Source organism: Paenibacillus sp. GXUN7292, assembly GCF_050864975.1.
Lineage (GTDB): Bacteria > Bacillota > Bacilli > Paenibacillales > Paenibacillaceae > Pristimantibacillus.
The window spans coordinates 89,416-102,041 of record NZ_JBOZWO010000014.1 but is presented as its reverse complement, the minus strand read 5'-3'; the positions used below and the strand labels follow the sequence as shown (position 1 = coordinate 102,041).

At 44.8% G+C, this 12,626-nt stretch carries 10 protein-coding genes; 5 read left to right on the top strand and 5 right to left on the bottom strand.

The annotated features are described in order from the left end of the window. Nucleotides 1-151: 151 nt before the first annotated feature. The 3 genes from ACRRU2_RS13705 to ACRRU2_RS13695 form a co-directional block, all read right to left on the bottom strand. Entirely contained in the window at nucleotides 152-997 is an 846-nt protein-coding gene (locus ACRRU2_RS13705) for a carbohydrate ABC transporter permease (RefSeq protein WP_331700480.1), read from the bottom strand. A 17-nt stretch (nucleotides 998-1,014) separates the two neighbouring features. Continuing rightward, entirely contained in the window at nucleotides 1,015-1,908 is an 894-nt protein-coding gene (locus tag ACRRU2_RS13700) for a carbohydrate ABC transporter permease (RefSeq protein ID WP_331700479.1), read from the bottom strand. A gap of 119 nt (nucleotides 1,909-2,027) precedes the next feature. Beyond that, nucleotides 2,028-3,395: an extracellular solute-binding protein gene (locus ACRRU2_RS13695; protein ID WP_432502403.1), complete on the bottom strand. Its 1,368-nt coding sequence runs from the start codon at nucleotides 3,393-3,395 to the stop codon at nucleotides 2,028-2,030. 380 nt (nucleotides 3,396-3,775) lie between these two features. Between ACRRU2_RS13695 and ACRRU2_RS13690 the strand changes: the two genes are divergently transcribed. The 5 genes from ACRRU2_RS13690 to ptsP all read left to right on the top strand — a co-directional run bounded on the left by ACRRU2_RS13690 (nucleotide 3,776) and on the right by ptsP (nucleotide 8,703). Continuing rightward, nucleotides 3,776-4,651, top strand: a complete 876-nt coding sequence (locus tag ACRRU2_RS13690; RefSeq protein WP_432502401.1) for a PRD domain-containing protein — start codon at nucleotides 3,776-3,778, stop codon at nucleotides 4,649-4,651. A 10-nt stretch (nucleotides 4,652-4,661) separates the two neighbouring features. After that, nucleotides 4,662-5,159, top strand: a complete 498-nt coding sequence (locus ACRRU2_RS13685; RefSeq protein ID WP_331700476.1) for a PTS sugar transporter subunit IIA — start codon at nucleotides 4,662-4,664, stop codon at nucleotides 5,157-5,159. Between the two features lie 27 nt (nucleotides 5,160-5,186). Further along, on the top strand, nucleotides 5,187-6,635 hold the full coding sequence (locus tag ACRRU2_RS13680) for a PTS transporter subunit EIIC (RefSeq protein WP_331700475.1): 1,449 nt from the start codon (nucleotides 5,187-5,189) through the stop codon (nucleotides 6,633-6,635). 10 nt (nucleotides 6,636-6,645) lie between these two features. Continuing rightward, nucleotides 6,646-6,900: an HPr family phosphocarrier protein gene (locus ACRRU2_RS13675; protein WP_331700474.1), complete on the top strand. Its 255-nt coding sequence runs from the start codon at nucleotides 6,646-6,648 to the stop codon at nucleotides 6,898-6,900. Nucleotides 6,901-6,978: 78 nt separating this feature from the next. Next, a complete protein-coding gene (gene ptsP, locus ACRRU2_RS13670) occupies nucleotides 6,979-8,703 on the top strand; it encodes a phosphoenolpyruvate--protein phosphotransferase (RefSeq protein WP_432502398.1) in 1,725 nt (574 codons plus the stop codon). Between the two features lie 88 nt (nucleotides 8,704-8,791). Here the strand turns inward: ptsP and ACRRU2_RS13665 are convergent, their stop codons facing one another. Together ACRRU2_RS13665 and ACRRU2_RS13660 are read right to left on the bottom strand one after the other, a co-directional pair. Further along, the gene (locus tag ACRRU2_RS13665) at nucleotides 8,792-9,562 is read right to left on the bottom strand and encodes a response regulator (protein ID WP_331700509.1); all 771 of its coding nucleotides are present in this window, start codon (nucleotides 9,560-9,562) and stop codon (nucleotides 8,792-8,794) included. Continuing rightward, nucleotides 9,534-12,497 carry a histidine kinase gene (locus ACRRU2_RS13660; protein WP_432502396.1) on the bottom strand — a complete coding sequence of 988 codons (2,964 nt, stop codon included), beginning with the start codon at nucleotides 12,495-12,497 and terminating at the stop codon, nucleotides 9,534-9,536. Before ACRRU2_RS13660 ends, ACRRU2_RS13665 begins: the two co-directional genes overlap by 29 nt. Between the last annotated feature and the right edge of the window lie 129 nt (nucleotides 12,498-12,626).

Here is a 12,626-nt window from a genome sequence, read left to right as displayed (position 1 = left end):
TTGGGGCATTGTGAAGCAAGCCGTTTTGAACGGAGACGGGGGTATTGATTGGGGGGATCTGGTTGCAGTAGCTTTAAAAATAGTCACTGATTAAATAATGCAAGGGATATCCACAAGGTCAAATGACTACGGGATATCCCTTTAGTTTGTTTTATTTTACGGCGCCGGCGGTTACGCCTTCCGCGATTTGTCGTTGGAATATGATATAAACGATGAGAACCGGGACGATGGAAAGCAGCAGGCCGGCGAATAGCGGTCCCCATTCCGTCCGATACTGCATTTCCGTCTGCATGACGGCAATGCCGACCGGCAGTGTATACAGCTTCGGATCGTTGACGAACACCGTTCCCATAATATATTCGTTCCATATATTTAACCCATTCATAATACTTATGGATATTAAGCCGGAGCGGGCCAGCGGCAGCATGACGGAAAAGAAGGTGCGCGAGTAACCGGCGCCGTCAATGAAAGCCGCTTCTTCCAGTTCCTTTGGCAGCATTTTGAAAAAGCTGACGAGTACAAATATTCCGAAGGGCAGTGCGCTGGCGGTGTAAACGATAATCAGACCAGCTAGCGTGTTGATTAACCCCATGTCATTCAATAGGAAAAACAGCGGAATAAGGCCTAGAATCATAGGGATCATCATAGCAGACAGATATAAGTAGTACAGCGTGCGTCCCGTTTTAAAAGTAAACCTAGCTAATACATAAGCTGTCGTAGCAGCGAGAAAAACAGATAGTGCGATGCTGAAAATGGTTACGATGATTGAATTGATAAAGAAGCCGCTAAAACCGTATTTACTCCATACATAAGTAAAATTGGACCAAAGCAACGGAAATTCCGGCAGCGCCCAAGGGTTCTTGAGCAAGAACTGCTGGTTATCTTTTAGAGCGCCCATCATAGTCCAGAGAAGAGGGTATAGTACCGCGACAGTCCATAAGAGCAGTATTCCGTTAGTGATGATGCGAACCAACGGATTTTGTTTTTTTAAGATCATTTTGTCAATTTCACTCCTCAAGCCAATTCGGTAGTATTTCTGCTAAGCAGGCGCTGAAGAACTAGTGTAGTAATTAGGGAAAGCACAAGAATTAACACGCCAATCGCAGCTGCATATCCCATGTGATATTGCCGGAAGCCCATTTGATACAAATAAGATCCCATAACTTGAGTAGAGTTGTCAGGGCCGCCCTCGGTCATAATCCAGACGATAATAAAAGAACCATTCAAGGTAGTCATGACGATATGCAGAATACTGACCTTCATCTGCTCCCAGATCAAAGGCAGGGTTACGGACCAGAATTGTTTGCCCTGAGAAGCGCCGTCCAGATTGGCAGCCTCATAAAGGTCAGCTGGAATGCTTAATATCGCGGCAATTAACAAAATCATATAAAAGCCGATACCTGCCCAAATGGAAGGCCACAGTAGTGACCACATGGCCAGGTTCTCGGATCCCAGCCAAGTAATTTGAACCGGCTCGCTGCTAAACAGCGACAAGAAGGAATTGATAAAGCCCATATTCGGATTATAGACGTATCGCCATAGCACACCGATGACGACGACAGATATCACGTTCGGAATAAAGAAGAGAACCCGATAAAATTTACTGCCCGCTACCTTCAGGCGTGTAACGGCTATTGCGAAGAAGGTTGCAAGCAGCATGATGCCGATAACCTTGCCGACAACAAGGAAATAATCGTTTTTGATTGCCGTCCAAATAATCGGATCGCTAAACAGCTCGCGAAAGTTATCCAGGCCGATGAAATCCATGTTCTTCGAGCTGCCGGACCAATCGAATAAAGAAATATGAATGCCTTTCACGATTGGATACAAGGTGAATAAACAGAAGAACAAAAAAGTGGGTAGCAAGAAAAATATAATAAATGCATTGCGTCTAGTTTGTTGTGCCATCGCGTTCACCTTTCTTAACCTGTCGATCAATCAGACAGCCAATAAGGGAGAGGCCATTCGTATGGCAGGCATTTTCCTTATTGGCTGCTTGTTTGTCACTATGCGTTTGTATATCGAAATTATTGCTTGCGTGCTTTTGCTGCTGCTTCTTCCATGCGTTTCATCCATTCTTCAGGCGTGATTTTGCCCACAGTCAAGGCTACAATCGCGTCTTGCTTCACCTTTTCGACGTCCGCATTCAGTACGGCAACGGGAGCAACAGTCGTTTGATTAGAGTTAAAGAAGCTCATCGCATCTTTGACGACTTCGCTTGCAGAGGAAGAGCTAAGATCTGCTTTAATGTTCATAAGCGCTCCTGTTAGTTCTGCCCAGCGTATCGCATTTTCTTTAGTGAACGCGAATTCGAGGAATGCTTTTGCCGCTTCAGGATTTTTCGCATCTTTGGCAATGGCAATCGTATTCGTGTAAGGAATGACAATGTTATTTTGACCCACATCTTGGGCGACCGAAGGAAGGAAACCGAATTCAAAACCGCTTGGAATATCCTTCTTCATTTCGTTCTCGAGCCACAGACCATTCGGAATGAATCCGGCTTTGTGTTGCAGCCATTGTGCTTGTGAATCGGTATGATTCAAGGATACGGAGCCTTTGTCAATCAACTGCTTGTCGACAAGCTCAATGATTTGATTCAGCGCTTTTTTCACCGGTTCACCAGAGAAGCTGCCTTCTTCCAGGTTTGCTTGGCGCGTTAGGATCGAGCCGTCCCCTCCATTGGCTGCGACAATTGCGGAATCAAGCAGTCCGCCGTTAATGTAGTATGGATAAACGCCAGTATGAATCAAGGCAGGTATGCCAGATGCTTTAATCTTCTCGCTAGTTTCGATAAATTCACCCCAGTTGCTAGGAGCGGACCAGCCATTCTCACGGAATAGCGCCTTATCGTAGAAAAGTCCCCATGAGCCGAATACAAGCGGGAGCGTATAGCTTTTGCCGCCCTCATAAGCCGTTGGCTGTGCAATGAGAATATCTGTTAGTTTTTCGCCATCCACGTTATTGGCTGTACTCAGAAAGTCTGTAATATCAAGCAACTGTCCATCATCGATCATTTGGCGCTCGTTAGAACCGGCTCCATCAATATAGACAACATCAGGCGGGTTGCCTTGAATCCAGCGAGGCTTCATTTGCTCATTAATTTTTGGCCCTGCAGATTGTTTGATCTTAAGCTCAGGATTGGCTTTTTGGAATGCTTCGATTACTTCCAGCCACCAAGCGTCGCCATAACCGCCAACGAAGTATTGAATTTCGAATTCGCCGGTTAAGCCGGCTTTTTCCGCGTTCGTGCTTGGTTCACTGGACGGAGTATTGCTGGAGGCCGGGGTTGGTGAGGATTGCCCCGATTGGTTGTCAGTTTTACTGCCGCAAGCAGCAAGTGAAAGTATTAACAGCAAGATCATCCCATACACAAACATTCGTTTTTTGAACATCATTCATGACTCCTTTTTCATCTCAATTGCCATTTTCTGGTATGTGGCAGCACAGCGTGAACACAAAAAAGGCACAAGTTGTGTAAGCATAATCACTGCTTACATAACTCATGCCCTTGCGGTTGCACGTTATGTTGCCTTACGTATTCGGCTGGAATTAGCATATATCGGGTTAGTAAAGTTTGTCAACTAAAAAAAATAACTTTTGAAAAAAAGTGAAAAGTTGGAAGTCTTATTGACATAAAGAGAAGCGTATAATAATATATAAAAATATTAGGCGTGTTACTAGTTGACTAGGCATGAGCCGAAGATATTCGACACCACTTTTTGTCGAAGTCTTCGGCTTTTTCTTTTTTTGTGCTAGTCTATATTCCGCAGGAGGGATGGATTTGTCCAGAAAAGGAATGTTGCAAATTGATCGCATCGTAGGCAATAACGTCATTCTGACTCTAGACCCCGGAGCGTCCAAGGAGTACGTTTTAGTTGGCAAAGGCATCGGATTTGACTTCAAAGGAAGCAAGTGGGTCGATATGGAAGATCCTCGGATCGAGAAGCGATACCGGTTGGATGAGGAGCAGCCTGCCCAACAATTTCAGGAGCTGGTTGAGAACATTGACCCGGAAGTTATTCAAATCTCGGAGCAGATTATCGAAAGCGTAAAAGAGAGGATGGGCACGCCAGTGCAGCCTAAAGTCTATTTTGCGCTCCCAAATCATATTCAATTTGCTATGTACCGATTGCAAAACGGGATGGAAATCATTAATCCGTTTCTTCACGAGACCAAAATGAGTTTTTCGCTGGAGTATGAGATCGCCGCCCAAGCCGCCATTATGATTAGTGAACGGTTCGGTATTCTTGTTCCGGAAGACGAGGTAGGTTTTTTGGCGCTTCATGTGCATTCTTGTGCCGGTAATGTAACCGTAGGACAATTGGTGAGAATAACCGGGCTTTTGAATCGAATCGTAGAGTATATTGAGCAACAAATGAAAGCAAGGTTGCAAAGAATGGGAAGCGATTACATAAGACTCATTACACATATTCGGGGAACGCTTGAGCGACTGCTGACAGGTCGTCATATTCATAATCCGTTGACAGCGGAAATAAAAACCCATTATCCAAAGTTATTTGCACTTGCCACCCAAATAACCGGGCTAATTAAAGAAGAACTGGACGTTACAGTTTCTGAGGATGAGATTGGCTATTTGGCCGTACATTTACACCGTCTTCTTCAGGTCCAGCCTCCAATTGGAAGGGAGTGACCGATGCACAATGTTTCAGAGATGGCTGGATCGTACGCAACAAAAACAGGACTATGTTGCGGCTGTGGCACCGGTTGCTGGTAAATTATTTCCGCTTCACGAGGTACAGGATGAAGCCTTTTCCCGCGAATTGATCGGGAAGGGAGTAGCAATAGAACCTTTGAACGGCTGCGTAGTTGCACCTGTTACAGGCAGAGTAAGTCATGTTATTGATACGAAGCATGCCATATTGATTGAGCATTCATCTGGATTACAGTTTCTTATCCATATCGGAATTAATACAGTCGATCTAAAAGGCGAAGGCTTCCATGTGTCGGTTAAGACAGATGACATCGTAACAGAGGGGCAGACTCTTATGGAGTTCGATATTCATAACATTCGCAAGGCGGGATATGTCGCGCATGTTATTGTAATCGCCATCGGAGAGCGGCTTATTGATTATATTGAATGTGATTACCGCGAAGTTCGAGCAGCGGAGCCAAATGTATTACGTATCGCACTGAAATAAGTCAGTTGGCTAAGGAGAGATTCAAGTATGTTTGCTTTCCTGCAAAAAATCGGAAAATCCTTGATGTTGCCTGTCGCGGTCTTGCCTGCGGCATCTATTCTGCTTCGGTTCGGCAATATCGATTACGAGAAAGACTTTCATTTCGGCGATTTCGGTAGATGGCTAAATACGTATATTGCCCCATTTTTAGATGCAGGCGGTTCTGCTATCTTCGACAATCTCCCACTTATCTTCGCGATCAGTATCGGGATAGGTGTCGGAGGGGATGCGGTTGCAGCATTGGCTGCTGTTATTGCTCATTTGGTCTTGAATTTTGTGTTTGTCGAAGTTGCAAAAGTATTTTCGCGCTGGTCTATGCTGGACGCCGAGCTGAATATGGGTGTTATGGGGGGCATACTAGCAGGGCTTGTCGCTTCTTTCTTTTATAAAAAATATTACAATATTACACTGCCAAATTGGCTTGGCTTTTTTTCGGGCAAAAGGTTTGTTCCGATCATTACTTCATTTTCGATGGTATTTATCGCGGTTGGGTTAGGCTTGATATGGGGTCCAGTCCAGGTCATTCTGAATGATTTTGGAAAGTGGATTACCGGCCTTGGAGGCATTGGCGCTTTAATTTATACGATTGCCAATCGGCTGCTGATTCCTTTTGGTCTTCATCATATTTTGAATAATATTGCATGGTTCCAAATCGGGACTTATGTCGAAGCCGGCGGGCAAGTATATCGCGGCGACATCAATCGTTTTTTCGCTGGAGATCCTGCAGCGGGACTGTTTATGACCGGGTTTTTCCCAATCATGATGTTTGCGCTTCCGGCGGCTGCACTTGCTATCGTTCATTCGGCAAAGCCTGAAAAACGAAAGCTTATTTCATCGATTTTTCTAAGTGCTGCGTTAGCATCGTTCTTGACCGGTATAACAGAGCCGCTGGAATTCGCATTTATGTTCGCTGCCCCGCTATTATATGTTGTCCATGCAATCCTTACGGGGATAAGTGCGTTTATTGCCGCTGAGCTTGGCATTAAGCATGGATTTGGTTTTTCAGCTGGCTTTATAGATTATGCCATTAATTTTCCGCTTGCAACGAAACCTTTACTCATCATACCGTTCGGGATGATCTTTGCAGTCGGGTATTATTTTCTCTTCCGTATTATGATAGTGAAATTGAATTTGATGACCCCTGGCCGGGAGCAAAGTGACGGGAACAAAGTGAAGATAACCGATGAACGAATTTCAGCAGGTGAGAATACCGCTGTTATGGTGGCTCACGCGCTTGGCGGTGTGGTCAATATCCAAAGCATTGATGCTTGCATTACACGTTTGCGGGTTATCGTTCGCGATGAGGGGCTTGTGGATGAGCAAAGGCTAAAAGAATTGGGAGCAGCGGGCGTCATTCATTTGGGCAAAGGATCCATACAGGCGATCTTCGGAATGGAAGCGGAAAAGCTGAAGGATAGAATTAAATCAATATTATAGGAGTGCTTCTATGCAAAAAACCTACACAATTACAAACATAACGGGTATTCATGCACGTCCTGCCAGGAAGATTGTTGAGGCTGCTGTTCGTTACCCTTGCGATATATATTTAACAAAGAAGGGAATTAAGTTCAACGCTAAAAGCTTGGTGGCAATGATTTCAATAGGGGCCAAATTTGAGGATCAGATTATTGTTGCTGCTGAAGGGGAACACGCAGAGCTTGCAATAGAGGAAATTGGAATGATCTTAACTTCAAAACATTAAAATACCAACAGCAGTCGTAAGTTCAATCATGGTTGCAGTTCGATGAATGTAATAATCACAACCTTGGAGGTTGAAAGCATGCATTTGACAGGAATATCAGCGTCCGAGGGGGTTGCATTCGGTCAAGCATTTATTATACGGACGGCATCGCGGTGTCCGCAAGGGAACGCGATGATCAAACCGTCCATGGTTCCTTCTGAATTGAAAAGTTTTGATGCTGCGGTTGATCAAGCTTGCAGAGATTTAAATAATATCCATTCAAGCTTATTGATGGAAAATAGGAAGGACGATGCGGAAATTATAGAAGTGCAGATGCTTCTCTTGAAAGATGCAGCATTGATCGGCGTTGCAAGGGACAAAATCAAGCAGTTATATTACTCATCCCAGCTAGCCGTTGAGTTAACGATGAAGGAAATCATAAAGGACATTCAACTTTTGGATGACGATTATTTGAAAGAGAGAGCGGTAGATGTAGAGGATGTGTGCCGCAGAGTCATCCGTAATTTACGGGGAGAAGAGGAGGAGTTTAAAGCGCTTGAAGACAAGGCGGGACTGATCTTGCTATGTGATGATCTTACGCCTTCGGAAGCCGTACGGCTGAATCCCAAAGTAATAGCGGGTCTGGCAATGGCGGCCGGAGGGACAATGTCTCATTCGGCTATCATAACTCGTTCCATGGGCATACCTGCCGTAGTGGGAATAAAAGAAGGGCTACTTGATATACATGATGGCCAGTGGCTGCTGTTGAATGGAACGGAAGGTTCATTAATGATAGATTCCTATGAGGCACTGCAATGCATGTATCAGAAGTTGATAGAATTTGAAAAGTCCGAGGAATCGTCGCCAGATACACATTCGTTTTCCTTAGCAGAAAAAGAGCCGTTTCCAGCAGTCGTCTCCAATATTGGTTCGGTTGCAGAGGCGCACACTGCGAAGCTGAATGGCGCTGATGGAGTCGGTTTATTTCGAACTGAGTTTTTGTTCATGGGGCGAGAGGACTTTCCTTCAGAGGATGAACAATTTGAAGCCTACAGAGCTGTAATCTCGGTCTTTGGTCAAGGGGCACCAATCGTTATTCGGACGATGGATGTGGGTGGAGACAAGCATCTGTTTTCACTTAAGCTGGAGAGAGAGGATAATCCATTCCTCGGCAATCGCGGCATTCGTATATCTTTTCAGCATCTCGATCAGTTCAGAACCCAACTTCGGGCTGCTCTAAGAGCAAGCAGTTGCGGAAACATCAAATTGCTGTTCCCAATGATCTCCACTATGTCTGAGTGGAGAAAAGCGGTAGCCGAAGTGGAAGCGATTAAGCGCGAGCTTAAAGAGAAGGGCATTTCGTATAATGAAAAGATGGAAATCGGTATGATGATCGAGGTACCAGCAGCAGCATTAATGGTCAGCCGATTAGCAGATGAGGTTGATTTCTTCAGTATTGGAACGAACGACCTAATTCAATACGTGATGGCGGCAAGTAGAACGGCTGCTCATTTGGTCGAATTAAACGATCCGCTGCAACCGGCGGTGCTACGATTGATACACAATATCATTACAGCAGCGCATGAGAAGGGAAAGAAAGTTGGGATGTGCGGCGAGATGGCTGCTCATCCTTTGGCTGCCCCGCTGCTGCTCGGAATGGGCTTGGATGAATTTAGTATAAGCGGTGCGGCGATGTTGCAAATGAGAAGTCTGTTAAGTCAATATGACAGAGCACTTCTGAGATCCATAGCAAATACGGCCTTGAGCATGGATGATGCGGAAGAAATTAAACAATATGTGGCGTGCGGGCTGCAGTTTTCTTAAATTTACAGTGGTTGCAGACAATTCCCAAATTCGAAATATGACAGATTGAACACAAAAAGAAATCGCTCTAGGCGATTCTTTTTGTGCCCTAAACAATCGACTCCAAATGATAGGCCCATAAATACCCTTTTGACTCCAGCAGAAGCGCATCCGGCCTTTCCTTGGGCTCGATTACGATACTGTTATTGGTATTCATCACATATCCGTTATTGATCCGATCAATTACGATAGGCACATCCAGCTCCATAAAAAGCTGCCGCATCCGATAAATTGTATTATATAGATTGGAAAGCGCGCGTTTTTCCTCTACATGCGCCCATATATCATCGATGATTCTCCATTTTAAGCACAATTTATTTTCATGAAGCAGGAAATAATAGAATAGCTCCTCGGTTATGCGAGTAGGCCATTTTGCCAGAAGATCCCCTTTTTTAACGTATGCTTCCCCATAAAGCTGGATATGAAGTTCATTTTTATTCGTTTGCTTCTGTTTCACCCCATAATACTTCTGAAGCCGTTCATCCAGCCGCTTAACTATATTTGGAGTCATCGGTTTCAAGATATAATCGAGTGCTTGGACACGGAAGGCCTGTACAGCATATTGCTGATGAGCGGTTGTGAAGATTACAGGGACGTCTATGCCGTTATCCACTAAGGTTTGAGCAAGCTGAAGTCCCGTCATTCTCGGCATTTCAATATCAAGCACAAGGGCGTCCAAATCATGTTTCGGTATTTCCTGCAGCGCATCGAACGGCGATTCGAAGCAGCCTACAATTTGAAAGGGCCCATAGGTTTCCAGCAATCTGGCATGCAGCCCCAGAATCGGCTTTTCATCCTCTACGATGATTACTTTCCACATCATTTCGTCCCTCCTTGATCGGAATTATGATTTGAATGATTGTTCCTTTGCCTGGCGATGAGCTAATCTCCAGGCTGCCTTGGGTGAGATCATGCACGCGCCGGCGCACATTTGTAAATCCGATGCCGGCATTGGCAATCGCTCCCCCCATTAATTGAGTGCATTGCGCTGCTGACATGCCTACACCATCATCAGTAACTCGTATGTATAAGTGAGCTTCCTGTAAGGTAATCGAAACCTGAACATGACCCGGACCCTCTTTGTCGAATAGGCCATGGCGAATGGCATTCTCAACTAAAGGCTGTAAAAGCAAGCTGGGAATCAATACGTTCTCAGCGGCGATTATCGGATTGATGTCATAGGCAAATGTTAATCGCTCGCCAAATCTTGCTTTCTCCACTTCCACATAGGCTTCAATTATTTCTAGTTCCTTCTGAAGGGAAGAGTATTGTCCATCCCGACTTGATTCAAATATGTAACGTAGGAAGGAACTGAGCATCGTCAGAAGGTAGGCAGCACGTTCTCCATCCGTATAGCAAAAGGAAATAATGTTGCTAAGCGCATTGTATAAAAAGTGCGGTTTGATTTGAGTTTGCAGAAAGGCCATTTCATACTCAATAGCTTTCAGCATAGACTGCTTTGTTTGTTCGGCGGCATTGAGGCGAGCCATCAATGTTTCTTTTGAGAAAGGCTTTATTAAATAATCATTTGCTCCAGATGCAAAGATTTTTTCAATATGCCTTGGGTATTCGGAAGAAATCATCATGATGACCGGCAAATCCATTAAAGGTGCTTGCGTACGGATTTGCTGAAGCAATTCGAGACTATTCATATTGCCCGGGATGATGTCATCAATGACCATCATTGCTATTTCCGGGTGATTGTTGTAATAGTCAAGCGCCTCTTGAGCTGTATAGGCAATACGTACTTTGTAGGTTTCGCTCAGCATGCCCCTCATGACTTCCGCGTGCATCACATCGTCATCAACGATTAGGATCGTTTCCAGCTCTCGGTCTTCTGCCGATAAGGCAGGCCGCATGTCGTATTCGGATGGTTCGACAGTAACCGGTTCCTTGAACTCGCTGAAGGCTAGTTTGAGCGTAACCCGGATACCAGAGTCCTTACGTTCATACGATATACTCCCATTCATTTGCTGGATAAGTTCCTCCGTCATCATGAGCCCGGAAGAAGGCTGCCGCTCGCGAAACGCTGTCGTTAACTTGCGGTTTGACGTCACACGAAGCAGAACATCCTCGCCATCCCGAATGGATTCTATAGTAAGGCTGGCATTTGCGGTATCGTGAGATATTTCTGTCATCATGCGCAAAAATACTTGCGTCAGACGCTGCTCATCGGCCCATACATAGAGCTTCTTTGAAATATTTTCGTGGACCTGAATTCTCTTCTTCGTAAATGTAAGCTGCATCAGCTGGACAACATGAAGCATAACCATTCGAAGATTGGTGGATTTAAGCTGGATGGCGTAATCATCAAATCGAATACGGGTAAAATCATGCAGATCTCTCAGGAGATATACCATGTTTCCAATTAGCTGTTCAGCCAGGTATAATTGCTCGCTTTGCTTTTCGTGATTGTGTTCGCGGGTAATTGATTTAATTAAATGGCCGGCATCATGCAGGGGTCTCTGCAAATCTTGCGTAGCGACCTTCAAGAAATTATCCTTCGCATCGTTTGCCTTCTTCAATCGGGCGGTCAGCTGTTCCGATTCCGCAGCCCGATTCATGAGACGCATGCCGAGAAAAACGTTCATCGTTATAATTCCCCCGATCAATCCGATTCTGTTCAAAATGTTGCGGCCGGAGAAGAATAAACTATCTGATGAACTGCTTACAGCGAAGATGGTTAGAAACAAAAGCAGGGATAAAAGAATGACAGCTTCGTTTCTGCGTATAGCTATTTTATTTTTAATCATTAGATAGATGATACGAATAATAATGGCCAGGAATAATCCATCGATGTAGTAAAAGAATTGATATTGCACGCCCGACACGGTTCTGGCCGGAAGAATTGCATTTAAAAAGGTGTAAACCAGAACCGGAAGAAAAAGCAGATACAGCGTCTTTCGGTTCATAATGTTAGGAATCATTTTGGCAATAAAGACAATAATCAATATAGCCATTAGGAGAGTCACGGTGTCTTGCAGACGAAAATAAAGCTCAAAGGGCAAGAAAGGGAATTCACGTATTAAAAGCCGCTCCCCGCGCAGCACAATGACTAACGCTAATAGAAGAAAGTGCAATCCGCTGTATAAAAATGCTTCATCCTTCGTCCGCAGCAGGAAGATGGTCATATGGAACATGCAGAACAGCAGCAAGCATAGGACTGCTGTCCATTCCAGGGAAAGATCTCGATGCACGTCCTCCTTCATATGCTCAGCGTCGCCTATATCGATCGGCAGGATAATGCCGCCTCTTGCATTGTAAAAGTTGGATACGTGAGCGGTAATAAGAAGCTGCCGGCTATCCGGTTTAAAGTACACCTCATAAGCAGGGTTATCCGGGACGGTTTCTTTTTTGGAAGCGGCTACGTTTCCTTTTTCCGAGACTGCTGCACCATTAATGTAGATGGTATGAGCAGACCAAATATTACGGACGCGGAGACCGATATCAGACCAGTGATCAGGCAAATACACGGTTATCTGATAGGAACCCCATTGTGCATTCGGCGCCCAGGGACCGGGCACCTTTACATTATTCGCTTCTTTCGAAAAGAGAGCCGGGGCGATAAAGGCTTCGGCTGTAAATTTCCAATCGCCTGCTAAAGATACGAATGGTGAACCAGTAAGCTCTCGCAGGTCTAGTATGCCATCTACAGCTTTTATATGGACTGCGCTTGTATCATCATCACTAAAAATCATATAGAGTATGGCGATTAAGGCACATACCGCACCCAGTAAGCCAATCCATTTTTTCATGTCTATGTCACACCCCTATAGATACTATCATACGTTAAAGATCTCTCAAAAAACTACCATCTGGCAGTGACGTTTGAGAGATTTTTGAGAGATATCTCTGTTATGTTGTAATCAACAGCTTGAATAACT

Coding starts and splice junctions, on each gene's coding strand:
- ACRRU2_RS13690 (WP_432502401.1), top strand. CDS start 3,776: ATGGATTTGTCCAGAAAAGGAATGTTGCAAATTGATCGCATCGTAGGC.
- ACRRU2_RS13685 (WP_331700476.1), top strand. CDS start 4,662: ATGTTTCAGAGATGGCTGGATCGTACGCAACAAAAACAGGACTATGTT.
- ptsP (WP_432502398.1), top strand. CDS start 6,979: ATGCATTTGACAGGAATATCAGCGTCCGAGGGGGTTGCATTCGGTCAA.
- ACRRU2_RS13680 (WP_331700475.1), top strand. CDS start 5,187: ATGTTTGCTTTCCTGCAAAAAATCGGAAAATCCTTGATGTTGCCTGTC.
- ACRRU2_RS13695 (WP_432502403.1), bottom strand. CDS start 3,395: ATGATGTTCAAAAAACGAATGTTTGTGTATGGGATGATCTTGCTGTTA.
- ACRRU2_RS13700 (WP_331700479.1), bottom strand. CDS start 1,908: ATGGCACAACAAACTAGACGCAATGCATTTATTATATTTTTCTTGCTA.
- ACRRU2_RS13665 (WP_331700509.1), bottom strand. CDS start 9,562: ATGTGGAAAGTAATCATCGTAGAGGATGAAAAGCCGATTCTGGGGCTG.
- ACRRU2_RS13660 (WP_432502396.1), bottom strand. CDS start 12,497: ATGAAAAAATGGATTGGCTTACTGGGTGCGGTATGTGCCTTAATCGCC.
- ACRRU2_RS13675 (WP_331700474.1), top strand. CDS start 6,646: ATGCAAAAAACCTACACAATTACAAACATAACGGGTATTCATGCACGT.
- ACRRU2_RS13705 (WP_331700480.1), bottom strand. CDS start 997: ATGATCTTAAAAAAACAAAATCCGTTGGTTCGCATCATCACTAACGGA.